Annotated in this window: 2 protein-coding genes and 1 pseudogene; 1 reads left to right on the top strand and 2 read right to left on the bottom strand. The window is 66.8% G+C overall.

The window, feature by feature from the left end:
• Positions 1–232: 232 nt before the first annotated feature.
• Both J2Z30_RS52215 and J2Z30_RS48210 read right to left on the bottom strand, forming a co-directional pair.
• Positions 233–3175 (bottom strand): annotated as a pseudogene (locus J2Z30_RS52215) (type I polyketide synthase); the annotation flags it as partial.
• On the bottom strand, positions 3108–7754 hold the full coding sequence (locus tag J2Z30_RS48210) for a non-ribosomal peptide synthetase (RefSeq protein WP_044578230.1): 4647 nt from the start codon (positions 7752–7754) through the stop codon (positions 3108–3110). The gene J2Z30_RS48210 and the pseudogene J2Z30_RS52215, both read right to left, overlap by 68 nt.
• Positions 7755–8137: 383 nt before the next feature.
• Between J2Z30_RS48210 and J2Z30_RS48205 the strand changes: the two genes are divergently transcribed.
• Positions 8138–18363: type I polyketide synthase (locus J2Z30_RS48205; RefSeq protein WP_209469163.1), on the top strand; the 10226-nt coding region annotated here is incomplete at its 3' end.

Genomic DNA, 18363 nt, shown 5'->3' with positions numbered 1-18363 from the left:
GAAGCAAAAACCTGGTGGCGTCGTGGGTATCGTCCAGTGCGGCCTCGGCGAACACTTCGCTGCCTCGGCGCCACACCCCGCGCAGTGACGGTACGCGGGTCTCGACCGGCACCGCACCGACCGGCGGCCACACCCCACCGGCCTGCCAGCCCGACACCCCGCCGGTGGTGGTGGTCAGGGTTGCGGTGGCCAGGCGTGTCCAGGGCTCGCCGTCGCTGTAACGGGCATGGATACTGAGCCGGCGGCGGCCAGCCTCGTCCGGTTCGCTCACCCAGGTCTGCACCTCGACGGCGCCATCGTCGGGAAGCAGCGGCAACGCTTCCACGGTGAGTTCCTCGACGAGGCCGCAGCCGGTCTCATCCGCCGCGGCCAGCGCCATCTCGGCAAACACCGCCGCAGGCAGAACCGTCTGGTCCCGCAGCCACAGATCACCGCTTTGGGAAACCCGGGCAGTGAACAGCACCCCACTGGTCTCGGCCAGACGCACCGCCGAACCCAGCAGCGGATGACCACCCGCAACCGCCCGGTCCACACCCTCAAGCCAATACCGCTGATGCTGGAACGCATACGTCGGAAGATCCAGCACCCGTGCCGGGACATTGCCCAGCACCGCGGGCCAGTCCACGGCGACCCCGCTGACATACAGGTGGGCCAGGGCGCTGATCGCGGCCTGTGCCTCATGGTCGCCGTGCAGCATGGCGATGCCGTCGACCAGGCGGGCCAGCGACCGGTCGGGTCCCACCTCGACGAACACCGCGTCACCGCATGAGGCGACCTGGTCCCCGAACCGGACCGGCTCACGAACCTGCCGCACCCAATAGTCGGGGGTGGTGACCTGCTCGCCCGCAGCCATGGTGACCCGAGGTGTGTGATAGGTCAGGCGTTCGGCGACCGCCCGGAACTCCTCCAGCATGGGTTCCATGCGGGCGGAGTGGAACGCGTGGCTGGTCGCCAACCGCGTCCACTTCCCCAGCCCCGCCGCGGCCTGCAGCACAGCGGCCTCATCACCGGAGAGAACCACCGACGACGGCCCGTTGACCGCAGCGATCTCCACACCATCGCACAGGACCGCTTCTACTTCTTCCTCGGAGACCGGGACAGCAACCATCACCCCACCCGCAGGCAGAGCCTGCATCAGGCGGGCCCGCGCCGACACCAGCGTGCAGGCATCCTCCAGCGACCACAACCCGGACACGTATCCGGCGGCGAGTTCGCCGACAGAGTGGCCGACCACCGCATCCGGGCGCACACCCCACGACTCCAGCAGCCCGAACAGGGCCACCTGCAATGCGAACAGGGCGGGCTGGGCGTAACCGGTCTCGTTCACCTCCAGATCGGGCACATCCAGCAGATCCCACACCTGCTGATGGATCCGCGCGAAGACCGGAAACGCTGCGGCCAGTTCCTCACCCATACCAGCCCGCTGCGACCCCTGCCCCGGGAAAACAAACACGACTGGGGGGTCGGTCACCGCGGTCCCGGTGACAGTACCGTCACCCAGCAGGACCGCACGGTGTTCGAACACCGACCGTGTCACCGCCAGCGTTGACGCGACAGCCCGCACATCCACCCCGGGCGACGCCGCCAGGTAGGCGCGCAACCGGTCCTCATACTCAGTCAAAGCCGACTGCGTCTTGGCGGAAATCACCAGAGGCAGCGGCAGGGGCAGAGGCAGAGGCACCAGCTCCGAGCCCACCACCGGCGCATCCACGGGCTGCGCGTCGTCTACAGCCTGCGTGGGTGCGCTCTCGAGGATGATGTGGGCGTTGGTGCCACTGACTCCAAAGGAAGACACGCCTGCCCGGCGAGGCCGGTCGGTGTCCGGCCACGGCTGGTTTTCCGTCACCAGCTCGACCGCACCCGCTGTCCAGTCCACGTGCGATGACGGTTCATCGACGTGCAGGGTGCGGGGCACCAGAGCATGCTGCAGGGCCATCACCATTTTGATGACACCCGATACGCCCGCCGCGGCCTGGGTATGACCGATGTTCGATTTCAGCGATCCGAGCAGCAGAGGCTGCTCACGGTCCTGGCCATAGGTGGCGATCACGGCTTGGGCTTCGATCGGGTCGCCCAGTGTCGTGCCTGTACCGTGGCCCTCGACCACGTCCACCTCGGCTGTGGTCAAACCGGCGTTGCTGAGCGCGGTCTGGATCACTCGCTGCTGGGAGGGGCCGTTCGGCGCGGTCAGACCGTTGGACGCACCGTCCTGGTTGACCGCCGAGCTACGGACCACCGCCAGCACCTGGTGGCCCTTGGCTTGAGCATCCGACAAACGCTCCACCAACAGCACACCGATGCCCTCGGAGAATCCGGCACCGTCCGCGCTGTCCGCGAAGGCTTTGCTGCGGCCGTCGGTGGCCAAGCCGCGCTGCCGGGCGAATTCGGTGAAGACATCCGGCGTGGCCATCACGGTGACACCGCCGACCAGGGCCAGGGAACATTCCCCCTGCCGCAGGGCATACCCCGCCTGGTGCAACGCCACCAGCGACGACGAACACGCCGTGTCCACCGTGATGGCGGGGCCTTCGAGACCGAAGAAGTACGACACCCGGCCGGAGAGCACACTGGGACCGGACGTGGTGCCATAGCCCTCGAGGTCAGCACCGGCACCGGTACCGTAGCCTCCGGGGTAAGCGCCTATGAAGACGCCGGTGTCACTGCCGCGGAGGGACCCGGGTTCGATCCCGGCCCGTTCGAACGCCTCCCAGGACACCTCAAGCACCAGTCGCTGCTGCGGGTCCATCGCCAACGCCTCACGCGGACTGATCCCGAAGAACGGGGCGTCGAAACCGCCTGCGGCATCCAGGAAGCCGCCCTGCACGCAGTACGACTTCCCGGACGCGTCCGGATCAGGGTCGTACAGGTTCTCGACGTCCCAGCCACGGTCGGTGGGGAAACCGGAAATCGCATCCGTACCCGACTCCACCAAGCGCCACAGATCCTCCGGCGACGACACCCCACCCGGCAGACGGCACGCCATACCCACAATCGCCAACGGCTCGGTGCCAGCGGCGGTAAGTGCGTCCAGTTTGGCGCGGGTCGTGTGCAACTCTGCAGTCGCCCAGCGAAGATACTCCACCACTTTGTCTTGCTCGGACATGGCGCTATCTCCTTGCGTGACCGATTGCTGCGTATGCCTTGGATACGCGTACGGAGGGGGTGGCAGAGACAACGTGCAACGTCGACTCGACCGAGGAAAGAAGACTCTGAATCCTCGCGGGGTCGAATAGGGATCCGTCGAATACGACAGTGCCGTGCAGGGCACTGTCATCGTCGAAGAGCCAGATGGCGAGTTCGCCGTCCCCGACCCCCAGATCGGCCTCGGCCACCCCGAAGCGCCCGCTGGTGATGCCAGGCAGGACGAGATCGGAGGTCAGCGAGCTGATCAGCTGGAACTGCACCAGCGGCGGGGGAAGTTCAGATGACGTGGTCTGTATCGCCGCATAGGGGAGGTCCTGATGCGCGTGGGCACCCAGAACTGCCGTCTGGACGCGTCGCAGGACCTCGCGGAACGTCGGATCGTCGGAGAGATCGACACGGAGGGCGGCAACCTTGGCGAAGAAGCCGATCAGGTGGTCGATCTCGGGCCGGCCACGATTGGCGAAAGGAGTCGCCACCAGAATGTCGTCCAGGCCTGACAACCCGGCCGCGGCCAGCGTGAAGGCTCCGAGCATGGTCTCGTAAAGGGTCACGCCCTCTGCCTGCGCGAGCCTCCGCGCCGCGGATGTCGCGTCCGGGGAAACCGTCCACTCGAGGGATTTTCCGATCGGATCCGCAAGCTTTCGCGGCCTGTCGGTGGGCAGTTCCAGTGCGACAGCGTCCTTGAGGTGCTCTCGCCAATAGGCGTCGTGTTCCTCGCGGGTGGGCCCGGACAGGGCCTCGTGCTCCCAGAGGGTGAAATCCGAGTATGTCGTGCCGACTTCCGCCAGTCCGGCGGCTGGACCACCGGCCAATTCGGTGTACAGGGCGGACAGCTCGCGGACCAGAATATCGAAGGACCAGCCGTCGCCCGCGATGTGGTGCAACATCAGGACAAGGATGTGGTCGTCTTGCTCCAGCCGTAGCAGAACGGCGCGGAGCAGAATTCCGTCGACCAGGTCGAAGGGACGTTCAAGTTCGTTCTTGACGATATCCGCTGCCGCTGCTTCACGGTCGGTCGTGTCTTTCCCGGTCACCTCGACGAAATCGGCCCTCACCGGCGCGGGCTCGCGGACGATCTGCACGAAGCCGTCGCCGTCCCCGCCCCCGCCCCCGTCGCCGTGGACGCCCCCGTCGCCGTCGTCGCGGAAGCCTGTTCGCAGTGGCTCGTGACGCGCGACGATCCGGGTCAGGGCGCTGTCGAGTACGCCGCGGTCGATCTTCCCGCGTAGCCGGAATCCGTACGGGCAGACGGGGAATGCCCCCAGTTCGAGCAGCGAATCACTCATCCCGAGCATCTGCTGCTGGGCCAGCGAGAGCGGTGCGGGCGCGGTCCGGGGCGAAGGCACGAGCGGGGGCACGAGCGCGGGCACGTCCCGCGACGACATCGACCCGATGGCCTGGGCGAGCAAAGCGGGAGTCCGGGCGTCGAACAGCGTACGAAGCGGTAGATCGCAGCCCAACTCGGCGCGGATACGCGAGACGGCGCGGGAGGCGAGCAGCGAGTGGCCGCCGAGAGCGAAGAAATCGTCGTGCACGCCGACGGTTTGCACCGCGAGCACGTCGGCGTAGATCCCGCAAACCGTGGATTCGGTCGCGTTACGCGGGGAGGTCGGCAAGGTGGAGGCCGGTGACCAGCTTTCCGGGGTGGGGAGCGCACGCCGGTCGGTCTTTCCGCTTGTCGTCAGCGGCAGCTTGTCCAGGACGATGAACGCGGACGGCACCATGTAGGAGGGAAGCCGCGCCTCGACATGACCCCGCAATTCGACGGCGAGGTCCCCGGCATCCGAGTGCGGTACCACGTAGGCGACCAGTCGTTTGTCGCCCCGGTCGTCTTCTCGGACGGTCACCGCGGCCTGAGTTATGGCCGCGTGTTCGGACAGGATTGTCTCGATCTCGCCGAGTTCGATCCGGATGCCCCGGATTTTGACCTGGTCATCGATTCTCCCGAGAAACTCCAGATTTCCGTCCGGCAGCCGCCGGGCCAGATCGCCGGAGAGGTACATCCGCGGCTCCGAGCCGGTACCTTCGGTGATGAATCGTTGCTGGGTCAGTTCGGGCCGGGCCAGGTAGCCGCGGGCGAGACCGATCCCCGATATGCAGACCTGCGCCGGTACGCCGTCGGGCACGGGACGAAGCGCGTCGTCGAGAAGGTGGATGCGCGAGTTGTCGATCGGCTTCCCGATAGGGGCCGTGGCCGGCCAGGCAGAGACATCCTCGGGAAGCGTGTAACCCGTGACGAGCTGGCTCTCCGCCGGGCCATAGTGGTTGTGCACCCGCAGCTGCGGGCGGTGCAGGCACACCTCTCGCAGCTTGCTGTCCAACACGAGCGCCTCGCCGCCCTGGCAGAGGTGTCGCAATGTCGACAAGCCGGTGCCGTGCGGGTCGACGTGCTCGACCAGCGCGCGCAGCACCGTGGTGGGTGCGTAGATGCGCGTGATACGGCTGTCGTCGATCCATTGCGCGAGTCGCGCGGGGTCCAGCCGTATGTCGTCGGGGGGAATGACAAGCGTGCCCCCGAGCAGCGCGGAGAAGATTTCCTGAACCGAGTAGTCGAAGGTCGCGGTGATGAACTGGGCAGTGCGGCTGGCCGATTCGCGACCCATCGTGCGTTCCTGCCACAGCAGCAGGTTCACGACGCAGATGCCGGGCATGAGCACGGCCTTGGGGCGGCCCGTGGAACCGGAGGTGTAAATCGCATAGGCCAGGCTGTTGCGGTCGGTCGTCACATCGGGCGGGCTTGCGGGCTGATCTTCGAGGCCGGGGTCGTCCGGGAGAATGATGTCGCGGACATCGGAGAATCGAGTCCGGTATGTCTCCTGTGCGATGACCGTGGATATGCTGGAATCGGCCAACACGAAACGGGTACGCTCGATGGGATGCTCGGGGTCGATAGGCACATAGGCCGCGCCTGCTTTGAGGATGCCGAGTATTCCCACGATCATATCGGCGCCTCGGTCGACGCAAAGACCGACGAGTTCACCGGGGCGAACGCCTTTGTCTCGCAGCAGATGCGCCATCTTATTGGCCCGTCCACCGAGTTCGGCATAGGTCAGTGTGACCCGTTCGTCGACGACGGCGATCGCATCGGGGTTTCGTGCTGCCGCGTCCGCCAGCAATTCCGGCAGCGAATCGAATGGCAGAGCTCGGTCTGTTTCGTTCGATTCTACCGTCGGTAGGTCGGTGTCGACTTCCGACGCGAGTGAAATCTGCGAGATCGGATCGTCCGGGTTGTCGAGCACACTGTGCAGGACGAGCGTGAACTGATCCAGCATTCGTTTTATGCGGGGCTCGTCGAACAGTGCTCGGCTGTACCAGACATCGCCCGTCAACCTGTCGCCGACGGGATCCTCGTAGACATGAAACTCCAGGTCCATGCGGGTGAAGAACTGGTTCATATCGAAAGGCTCGACCGCGATTCCCGGCAGCGAAAACGTGCTCGACACCAGCGGCATGAGCTGGAAGAGCACCTGCACGACCGGGTTCGCCGACAGGTCGCGCTGCGGTGCGATCTTCTCGACGAGGAGGTCGAAAGGCAGCTCGGCGTTGGCGAACGCACCCATGGCGTTCGTACGGGTCCGCAGGAGGAGCTCGCGGAAGGTCGGATCGCCTGACAGATCGCCGCGCAGCACCACCGTGTTCACGAACATTCCGATCAGCCCCTCCACCTCCGCATGATTGCGGTTGGCGATCGGGGTACCGACCAGGACGTCATCGGTGCGCGCGTAGCGGGACAGCACCACCTGGAAGGCGGCCAGCAGCGACATGAACAGCGTGGTGCCCGTCGACCGGCTCAGCTCCTTGGCCGCGGTCACCAATTCCGTCGGCGGGCACCACGCCACCATGCCCGCGTCCGAACTGCCGACCGGCGGCCGCGGCCGATCGGCCGGCAACCCCAGCACCATCGGGGCATCCCGCAGGTTCTCCTGCCAGTAGTCCAGCCGCTTTTGAAGCTTGGTGCCCGACAGCGCCTTGCGTTCCCACTGGGCGAAGTCCGCGTACTGCGACGGGAGCGCGGGCAGATCGGCCTCCGCACCGCGAAGCAGCGCCGCGTACTGCGCCGAGAGCTCCATCCGCAGGATGGCCAGCGACCAGCCGTCGCCGGCGATGTGGTGCACCGTGAGCGCCAGCACGTGGTCATCGTCGGCGAGTCGTACCAACAACGCTCTCATCACAGGACCGGCGTGCAGGTCGAATGGCTCGGCCGTCTCCTGCCGGACCAACTCTCTGGCGTGGTCCTCGTCCCGAGCGTCCAGTTCTCGCAGGCGCACGACATCCGCAGGCTGGATCCGCTGGAGCGGCTCGCCGTCCTCCGCGTCGAATACGGTTCGAAGCGCCTCATGACGGCTTGCGACGAGGCGGAGCGCGCGCCCGAGGATCGTGGTGTCCAGGGCGCCCCGCAGCCGCTGCACGAATGGCAGATTATAGGAATTGCTATCGGGCGCGAGCTGCTGCATGAGCCACAGGCGCTGCTGCGAGAAAGAAGCCGGAAGCGGCCCGTTCCGATCCGCGCGACCGATGCCGCGCTCATCAAGTCTGCGACGATGACGCTGCGTTCGCGAAACAGCAAAAGCGGGTTTAACCGGCCTTGGGCGGGGACTGTCGGAAGCCATTCACCTCTCCTGGAAAGGCGTTCATCATCTGCGGTCGGAAACGGCCTTCCCAAACAAATCCAATGGAGGTTTCCGGGTCCTCCCCGTGACCTATGTACATCTTTTTGTGGCGCGGCTGGACTGCGCTGTAATAGATGGCCCGAAGGGCCGAGCGTGACTTGATGCAAGAAGACACCTCATGTCGCAGTCCACGCAACCCCCTAGGCGTCCTGCCTGCTGAATCGCGCACAGAGCGGTGATCAACATAGGGGGTGGAGGGGTATGGAGAACTTCTCCGCGAGGCTGCTATCGTTCGGGTGGGATTGTCGGTGGTGCATCGCTGGTGGCTGATTACAGTCGGTTTAGAGGCATCAGAACACCGTACTTCGCCGGAAGGTGTATTAATGTCACGCGCGGAACTAGTGCGGCCTATTTATGATCTGCTTCGCGCGAATGCTGAACGCCTCGGCGACAAAATAGCGTACGTGGACTCCCGGCTCGCACTGACGCATGCCGAATTGGCCACGCGGACCGGACGGATCGCCGGGCACCTGGTGGACATGGGTGTGGACCGGGGCGACCGAGTCGCAATCCTGCTGGGGAACCGCGTCGAGAACATCGAAAGCTATCTGGCGATCCTCCGGGCCAGCGCGGTTGCCGTACCGCTCAACCCGGACGCGACCGAGGCCGAGGTCGCCCACTTCCTGTCGGACAGCGGCGCCGTAGCCGTCATCACTGACTCCGCCCATCTCGACGACGTGCGTCGCACGGCCCCTGGTATGACCGTCGTTCTGGTAGGCGAGGAACGAATTCCCCCAGGAGTGCGGTCATTCGCCGAGCTGGCCACCGCCGAGCCCCTCCGGCCGGCGCGCGACGACCTGGGGCTCGATGAAGCAGCCTGGATGCTCTACACCTCCGGCACCACAGGCACCCCGAAGGGTGTCCTGTCGACCCAGGGCAGCGGCCTCTGGTCCGCGGCGTATTGCGATATCCCCGCCTGGGAACTGACCGAGAACGACGTTCTGCTCTGGCCCGCGCCGCTGTTCCACAGCCTCGCCCTCCACCTGTGTGTCCTGGCCACCACCGCCGTCGGCGCCACCGCGCGGATCATGAACGGCTTTGTGGCGAGCGAGGTGCTCGAAGAGCTCACGGAGCATCCGTGCACCGTGCTCGTCGGCGTGCCGACGATGTTCCGCTATCTCCTGGGAGCCGCCGACACGTTCGAACCGCGGACATCGTCGCTGAAAATGGGCCTGGTCGCCGGCTCCGTCGCGCCGGCATCCCTCATCGAGGACTTCGAGGACGTCTTCGGCGTACCGCTGCTCGACACCTACGGCTGCACCGAGACCAGCGGATCCCTCACCGTGAACTGGCTCAGCGGACAACGGATCCCCGGTTCGTGCGGCCTCCCCGTCCCGGGGCTGTCCCTGCGCTTCGTCGACCCCATCAGCGGCGCCGACGTCGCGGACGGCGAAGAGGGCGAGCTGTGGGCCAGCGGGCCGAGCATCATGATCGGCTACCACGAGCAGCCCGAAGCCACGGCCGAGGTGCTTTCGGATGGGTGGTACCGCACCGGTGACCTGGCCCGCCGCAGCGAGACGGGACACGTCACCATCACCGGCCGGATCAAGGAACTCATCATCCGCAGTGGTGAGAACATCCACCCGCACGAGATCGAGGCCGTGGCGCTCGACGTGCCCGGGGTCAAGGACGCGGCAGCGGCAGGCAAGCAGCACCCCGTACTCGGCGAGGTTCCCGTGCTGTACGTCGTGCCGGAAACGGACGGTGTCGACGCCGACATGGTGCTCGACGTGTGCCGCGAACGGTTGTCGTACTTCAAGGTGCCAGAGGAGATCTACCGGGTCGACGCCATCCCGCGGACCGCCTCCGGCAAGGTGAAACGCGCCTCCCTCACGGAGAAACCGGCCGAATTGCTCGCCGGAGCGAGCGGCGGCGAAACCCTGCACCAGCTGGAGTGGATTTCCCTCGAACCGCCGAAACAGGCCTCCCCGGACGGCCATGTGGTCGTACGAGTCGACTCCCTGCCGTCCGACGACGCCGACCTGGTCGGCGCGGTCCGCGATCTCGCGCAGTCCTGGCTCGCCGACAAGCGGCATGCCGATTCGACACTTGTCTTCGTCACCCGCCGTGCCGTGCACACTGGCCCCTCCGACATCCCGGTCCCCGAGCACGCGGCGGCATGGGACGCGATCCGCGGGGAACAGACGGAGAACCCCGGCGTCTTCGTCGTCATCGACGTCGACGATGCCGAACCCGACGACACCCTCCTGCCAGCTCTCGCCGAGCTCGGCGAACCACAGATCGCGCTGCGTGACGGCAATCCGCTCGTCCCGCGACTGGCCCACGCGAACACCCCGGACAGCGGCTCGCTCACGATCCCCGGGGACCGTGCGTGGCTGCTGGAGCACTCCCGCAGCGGAACCCTGCGAGACCTCGCCCTGGTACCCACCGATACAGCCGAGCGGCCCTTGCGCCCCGGCGAGGTGCGGATAGCCGTGCGCGCCGCGGGTTTGAACTTCCGGGATGTTCTCATCGCTCTGGGTACGTACCCAGGTGAGGGCCTGATGGGGGGCGAGGCCGCGGGCGTGGTGCTCGAGGTCGGCCCGGAAGTACACGACCTGACCCCGGGCGACCGGGTCTTCGGCCTTGTGGGAAGTGCGTTCGGGGCGGTCGCGATCACCGATCGCCGTCTGCTCGGTGCGATACCCGATGCATGGTCGTTCGCGACGGCGGCGTCCATCCCCATCGTGTTCGCCACCGCCTACTACGGGCTGGTGGACCTGGCCGGGCTGAGTGCGGGTGAGTCCGTCCTGATCCACGCCGCCGCGGGTGGTGTCGGCATGGCAGCGACCCAGATCGCCCGCCACCTCGGCGCGCGGATCCACGCGACCGCCAGTTCGGGCAAGCAGCACATCCTGCGTGAGGCGGGCCTGGAGGACAGCCGGATCGCGGACTCCCGCACACTTGCTTTCCGGGAAGCGTTCCTGAACACCACCGACGGCCAGGGTGTCGACGTCGTCCTCAACTCTCTCAGCGGTGACTTCGTCGACGCCTCCCTCGACCTGCTGCCCCGCGGCGGCCGGTTCCTGGAAATGGGCAAGACCGACATCCGCGACGCGGAGCGGATCACCGCGGACCGGCCTGGTACCACCTATCAAGCGTTCGACCTGCTGGACGCCGGCCCGGACCGGCTGCGGGAGATCATCGCCGAGCTGCTCGCCCTGTTCGCACAGGGTGTGCTGCGGCCGCTGCCCGTCCTGACCTGGGATATCCGCAAGGCACGCGATGCGTTCAGCTGGATGAGCCGCGCCCGCCACACCGGCAAGATCACCTTCACCATCCCCCGGCAACTCGACCCCGGCGGCACGGTCCTGATCGCCGACGGGTCAGGCGTCCCGACGGGAACCGTCGCCCGGCATCTAGTGGCCGAACAGGGCGTGCGTCATCTGCTGCTGCTGTCCCGCAGCACGCCGGACGAAGCACTGATCAACGAGCTGACCGAGTCTGGCGCGCAGGTCGGCACGGCGGTCTGCGACGTGTCGGATCGTGCCGGTCTGGCCCGGGTACTGGCCGGTGTATCCCCCGAACACCCCCTGACCGCGGTGATCCACACCGGCGGTCCCGCCGTTGCCCACGAGAGCCACCAGCTGCACCACCTCACGAAAGGCCTCGACCTCGCCGCCTTCGTCGTCTTCAGCCAAGACGCGCCTGCCTCCGTGGCCGCCCTCGCCCGGCGCCGCCGCGCCGAAGGCCTGCCGACCACGGCAATCGCCTGGGGCATACCCGAAGCCGAAGCGGTCGTGGTCAGGGGATCCCTGCTGGGCCGCGCAATGGCTTCCGCCGACTCGGCTCACATTGTCACCCGTCTGAACACTGTCGGTCTGCGAGCACTGGCCGCGGCCGACACGCTTCCACCGCTCCTCCAGAACTTGGTCGGTGCGCAAACCGACAACACCGAACAGCAACAAGCATGGTCACGGCAGTTCCTAGCCGCAGAGGCTGCCAGAGAACAGGCGTTGCGCGATCTGGTCCGCAGCAGCGTCATGGACATTCTGGGCCTCTCCGCGGCCGATCGGTACGCCCCTGACAAGACGTTCCGCGAGATGGGCATCGACTCGCTGACCTCGGTGGAACTGCGCAACAGCCTGGCCAAGGCAACGGGTCTGCGGCTGCCCGCCACGATGGTGTTCGACTATCCGACCCCGGCCGTGCTCGTCGCCCGGTTGGGGGAGTTGTTCACGGGCGAGAGCCCTGCCCCGGAGCGCCCGGTGTCGGCGGTGGGGCAAGGCGAGCCGTTGGCGATTGTGGGTATGGCGTGCCGCTTGCCGGGTGGGGTGTCGTCGCCGGAGGATCTGTGGCGCTTGGTGGAGTCGGGTACGGATGCGATTTCCGGTTTCCCCACCGACCGTGGCTGGGACGTCGAGGGCCTGTTCGACCCTGATCCGGACGCGTCCGGGAAGTCGTACTGCGTGCGGGGTGGCTTCCTGGATGCCGTGGCTGGCTTTGATGCCTCGTTCTTCGGGATCAGTCCGCGTGAGGCGTTGGCGATGGATCCGCAGCAGCGGCTGCTGTTGGAGGTGTCCTGGGAGGCGTTCGAGCGGGCCGGTATCGAGCCCGGTTCCCTGCGAGGCAGCGACACCGGTGTCTTCATGGGTGGTTTCCCCGGTGGTTACGGCGCCGGCGCCGACCTTGAGGGTTTCGGGGCGACGGCTGGTGCGGCGAGTGTGTTGTCTGGCCGGGTGTCGTACTTCTTCGGTCTTGAGGGCCCCGCCATCACGGTGGACACGGCGTGTTCGTCGTCGTTGGTGGCGTTGCATCAGGCGGGGTATGCCCTGCGGCAGGGTGAGTGTTCGCTGGCCCTGGTCGGTGGTGTCACGGTTATGGCGACGCCGCAAAGCTTCGTGGAGTTCTCGAGGCAGCGTGGCCTGTCAGCCGATGGCCGGTGTAAAGCCTTCGCCGACGCCGCGGATGGTACGGGGTGGGCTGAGGGTGTCGGTGTGCTGTTGGTGGAGCGTTTGTCGGATGCTCAGGCCAAGGGTCATCAGGTGTTGGCGGTGGTGCGGGGTTCGGCGGTCAACCAGGACGGTGCGTCGAACGGCCTGTCCGCGCCGAATGGTCCTTCGCAGCAGCGGGTGATCCGGTCCGCTCTCAGCAATGCGGGGTTGACCACGGCTGAGGTGGATGTGGTCGAGGCGCATGGCACGGGTACGGCGCTGGGTGATCCGATCGAGGCCCAGGCGGTGCTCGCCACTTACGGCCAGGACCGTGAGCAGCCGTTGTTGCTGGGCTCGTTGAAGTCGAACATCGGTCATGCTCAGGCTGCTGCGGGTGTGTCGGGTGTCATCAAGATGGTGATGGCGTTGCAGCACGGTCTGGTGCCGCGGACGTTGCATGTGGATGAGCCGTCGCGGCATGTGGACTGGTCGGCGGGTGCGGTTGAGCTGGTGGCGGAGAGCCAGCCGTGGCCGGAGACCGGCCGGACGCGTCGGGCGGGTGTGTCGGCTTTCGGGGTCAGCGGTACGAACGCTCACGTCATCCTTGAGAGTGCGCCCGCCGCCCAGCCTGTGGAGGAGGCGCAGCCGGTTGTGACGCCGGTGGTGGCGTCGGATGTGCTGCCGTTGGTGGTATCAGCCAAGACTCAGTCCGCTCTGGCCGAGGTTGAGGGCCGGTTGCGTGCGTATCTGGCGGCCTCGCCTGGGGTGGATGTGCGGGGTGTGGGGTCGACGTTGGCGGTGACGCGGTCGGTGTTCGAGCACCGTGCCGTGCTGCTGGGCGATGACAGCGTTACCGGTACTGCTGTGTCTGATCCTCGGGTGGTGTTTGTTTTCCCGGGGCAGGGGTGGCAGTGGCTGGGGATGGGTAGTGCGCTGCGGGGTTCGTCGGTGGTGTTCGCCGAGCGGATGGCCGAGTGTGCGGCGGCGTTGAGTGAGTTCGTGGACTGGGATCTGTTCACGGTTCTGGATGATCCGGCGGTGGTGGACCGGGTTGATGTGGTCCAGCCTGCTTCCTGGGCGGTGATGGTTTCGCTGGCTGCGGTGTGGCAGGCGGCCGGTGTGCGGCCGGATGCGGTGATTGGTCATTCGCAGGGTGAGATTGCTGCGGCGTGTGTGGCGGGTGCAGTGTCGTTGCGGGATGCGGCGGGGATTGTGGCGTTGCGCAGTCAGGTGATCGGGCGGGGTCTGGCGGGCCGGGGTGCGATGGCATCGGTGGCGTTGCCCGCGCAGGAGATCGAGCTGGTCGATGGGGCGTGGATCGCGGCCCGTAATGGTCCGGCGTCCACGGTGATTGCGGGTGGGCCGGAGGCGGTGGACCGTGTGCTGGCGGTTCATGAGGGACAGGGGGTGCGGGTGCGGCGGATCACTGTTGACTATGCCTCGCACACCCCGCATGTCGAGCTGATCCGTGACGAACTGCTCGACATCACTGCCGGTGTCGGTTCGCAGGCTCCGGTGGTGCCGTGGCTGTCGACGGTCGATGGCACGTGGGTCGAAGGCCCGCTCGATGTGGAGTACTGGTATCGGAACCTGCGTGAGCCGGTCGGGTTCGATGCTGCCGTCGGCGAGTTGCAGGCCCGGGGTGACACCGTGTTCGTCGAGGTCAGCGCCAGCCCGGTGTTGATGCAGGCGATGGACGACGATGTCGTCTCTGTTGCCACGCTGCGCCGTGACGACGGGGACGCCGTCCGGATGCTCACTGCCCTGGCGCAGGCCTATGTCCAGGGCGTGACTGTCGACTGGTCTGCGGTGCTGGGCAATGTCCCGGCCCGGGTGCTGGACCTTCCGACCTACGCTTTCGAGCACCAGCGGTACTGGCTCAAGAGCGTGGACCGGGCGTCTGCCGAGGGTCATCCACTGCTGGGTGTGGCGGTGGAGTTGCCGGACTCCGATGGTGTGCTGTTGACCGGGCGGGTATCACTGGCCACCCATACATGGCTGGCTGATCACGCGGTCCGGGGAAGTGTGCTGCTTCCCGGTACCGGGTTTGTTGAGCTGGTCGTCCGCGCCGCCGGCGAGGTCGAGTGCGACGTCATCGACGAACTGGTGATCGAAACCCCGCTCCTGCTCCCGCAGACCGGCGGTGTGCAACTGTCCGTATCGGTCGGCGAGGCCGATGAGTCCGGGCACCGCGCGGTGACCGTCTTTTCTCGGGCGGATAGCGCCGATACCTGGACTCGCCACGTTTCGGCCACGATCAGCACCTCTGACTCGACGGTCTCGCAACCGGAGCTTGCTGCTTGGCCTCCCGCAGAGGCACAGCCGGTGGACTTGGGTGATTTCTACGACCAACTGACTGGGGCCGGTTACGAGTACGGTCCCGCTTTCCAGGGACTGCGGAGTGCGTGGCGTGACGGGGACACCGTCTTCGCCGAGGTTGCTCTGGCTGAGGAGCAGGCGCAGGAGGCGGCGCGGTTCGCGGTGCATCCGGCGCTGTTGGACGCTGCCTTGCACGCCAGCATTCTGAACACACTCGACACCCCCGAGCAGGGTGTACGGCTGCCGTTCTCCTGGAACCACGTCCAGGTCCATGCCACTGGCTCGGCCACGCTGCGTGTCGCGGTGGCACCGACAGTGGACGGCTGGGGTGTGCGGGTCGCTGATGACATCGGCCGGCCGGTGGCTACCGTGGGCTCGCTCGTGACGCGGGCGGTGACGGCCGATGCGCTCGGTTCCGCTGCCGATGACCTGCTCGCCTTGACGTGGACGGAGATCCCGGTCCCTCAGGAGACCGGCCTGACGGTCGGCCGGTTCGAGGATCTGGTGTCGGGCGGTGATGTGCCGGTGCCCGAGGTGGTGGTCTTCACCGCACGCCCCGACAGCAGCGAGAACCCGCTGGACCCGCTGGACCCGCTGGCGCAGACCCGCACACTGACCGCCCAGGCCCTCCAGGCAGTCCAGACGTGGCTTGGCGGGGAACGTTTCATCGACAGCACGCTGGTTGTTCGGACCGGTACTGGGGTGGCCGCTGCCGGGGTGTCGGGGTTGATGCGTTCGGTGCAGTCGGAGCATCCGGGCCGGTTCATCCTGGTCGAAAGTGACGACGACGCCCTCACCCTGGACCAGTTGGCCGCCACCGTGGGGCTCGATGAGCCGCGGCTGCGGGTCTGCGACGGACGGTTCGAGGTACCGCGGCTGGCGCGGGCGAATACGCCGGAGAGCAGCCCGCTGACGATCCCCGACAGTCGTGGATGGCTGCTGGAACAACCCCGCAGCGGAACCCTGCAAGACCTCGCCTTGGTACCCACCGACAGCGCCGAACAGCCCCTGCAACCCGGCGAAGTACGCATAGACGTACGCGCCGCAGGCCTGAACTTCCGCGACGTCGTCGTGGCCCTCGGAATGGTCGACGACAAACGCCTGGCAGGCGGTGAGGCCGCGGGCGTGGTGCTCGAGGTCGGCCCGGAGGTTCAGGATCTGGCCCCGGGAGACCGAGTGTTCGGTCTTGTGGGCGGCGGATTCGGGCCGGTTGTGATCGCTGATCGTCGGATGCTGGGTGTGATTCCTGATGGTTGGTCCTTCACCACAGCGGCATCCGTGCCGGTTGTGTTCGCCACCGCGTATTACGGGTTGGTGGATCTGGCCGGGCTGAGTGTGGGTGAGTCCGTGCTGATCCACGCCGCAGCGGGTGGAGTGGGCATGGCAGCGACCCAGATCGCCCGCCACCTCGGCGCGCAGATCTACGCGACCGCCAGCACCGGGAAACAACACATCCTGCGCGAAGCCGGTCTGGAGCACACCCGCATCGCCGACTCCCGCACGCTGAGTTTCCAGGAAACCTTCCTCAACAACACACACGGCCGGGGTGTCGATGTCGTCCTGAACTCCCTCAGCGGCGACTTCGTCGATGCTTCGCTTGATCTGCTGCCTCGTGGTGGCCGGTTCGTGGAGATGGGCAAGACCGACATCCGTGACCCGCACCAGGTCACCGCCGAGCGGCCGGGTACCAGCTACCAGGCGTTCGACCTGATGGATGCCGGTCCGGACCGGCTGCGGGAGATCATTGCCGAGTTGCTCACCCTGTTCGCCCAGGGTGTACTGCTGCCCCTGCCGGTGCAGGCCTGGGACATCCGTCAGGCCCGTGATGCGTTCAGCTGGATGAGCCGCGCCCGCCACATCGGCAAGATCGTCCTCACCATCCCCCGCAAGCCCGACCCCAACGGCACCATCCTGATCACCGGCGGTTCCGGCGTCCTGGCAGGCATCCTCGCCCGCCACCTGGCAGCCGAACACGGCGCACGCCATCTGCTGCTGCTCTCCCGCACCACTCCCGACGAGGGATTGCTCAACGAACTCGCCGAGCTGGGCGCCCACGTCGACACAGCAGCGTGCGACGTATCGGACCGCCCCGCGCTGACGCGGGCACTGGCGGACGTATCCCCCGAACACCCCCTCACCGCGGTGATCCACACCGCGGGCGTGCTCGATGACGGTGTGGTGGAGTCCCTGACCGCGCAGCGGCTGGACACGGTGTTGCGGCCCAAGGCCGATGGTGCGTGGCACCTGCATGAGCTCACCCGTGATGCCGACCTGGCCGCGTTCGTCATGTATTCCTCGGCTGCTGGTGTGCTCGGTAGTGCGGGGCAGGGTAATTACGCGGCGGCGAACGCCTTTGTGGATGCTTTGGCTGAGCAGCGTTGTGTTGAGGGTCTGCCTGCGTTGGCGGTGGCGTGGGGTTTGTGGGAGGACGCCAGTGGCCTGACCGCTGGAATGTCCGATACGGATCGTGACCGGATTCGGCGTGGTGGGCTGCGGGCTATCTCCGCCGGGCGTGGGGTGGGCTTGCTCGATGCCGCGTCACGTCACGGTGAGCCTGTTCTGCTCGCTGCGGCGATGGAGCCTGTGCGTGATGTCGAGGTTCCGGCGTTGCTGCGTTTGTTGCATCGCCCGGTTGCCCGGCGGGCTGCCGCTACCGGTGATTCGTCGGTGCCGTGGCTGACCCGCTTGGCGCCTGCGGAGCGGGAGAAGGCACTGCTGAAGCTGGTGTGTGACAGTGCCGCCGTGGTTCTGGGACATGCCGATGCTCGCACGATTCCGGCGACTGGTGCGTTCAGGGATCTGGGCGTGGATTCGCTGACTGCGGTGGAGTTGCGGAACAGTCTGGCGAAGGCGACGGGGTTGCGGTTGCCCGCCACGTTGGTGTTCGACTACCCGACCCCGACGGCCTTGGCCGTCCGGCTGGGGGAGTTGTTCGTTGGGGAGACTCCTGTTCCGGTACGCGGGCCGGTGTCGGTGGTGGGGCAGGACGAGCCGTTGGCGATTGTGGGTATGGCGTGCCGTCTGCCGGGTGGGGTGTCGTCGCCGGAGGATCTGTGGCGTCTTGTGGAGTCGGGTACGGATGCGATCTCCGGTTTCCCCACCGACCGTGGCTGGGACGTGGAGAACTTGTTCGACACGGCCGGAAAATCTCACCGTGCTGAGGGCGGCTTCCTGGATGCTGCGGCCAGTTTCGACGCCTCGTTCTTCGGGATCAGTCCGCGTGAGGCGTTGGCGATGGATCCGCAGCAGCGACTGGTGCTTGAGGTGTCCTGGGAGGCGTTCGAGCGGGCCGGGATCGAGCCGGGTTCCCTCCGTGGTACTGATACCGGTGTTTTCATGGGTGCGTACCCCGGTGG

Origin of the sequence: Streptomyces iranensis (genome assembly GCF_017874715.1) — a bacterium.
Taxonomy (GTDB): domain Bacteria; phylum Actinomycetota; class Actinomycetes; order Streptomycetales; family Streptomycetaceae; genus Streptomyces; species Streptomyces iranensis.
The sequence above is the reverse complement of the archived record's forward strand: the minus strand, read 5'-3'. Positions and strand labels throughout refer to the sequence as shown.

Coding starts and splice junctions, on each gene's coding strand:
- J2Z30_RS48210 (WP_044578230.1), bottom strand. CDS start 7,754: ATGGCTTCCGACAGTCCCCGCCCAAGGCCGGTTAAACCCGCTTTTGCT.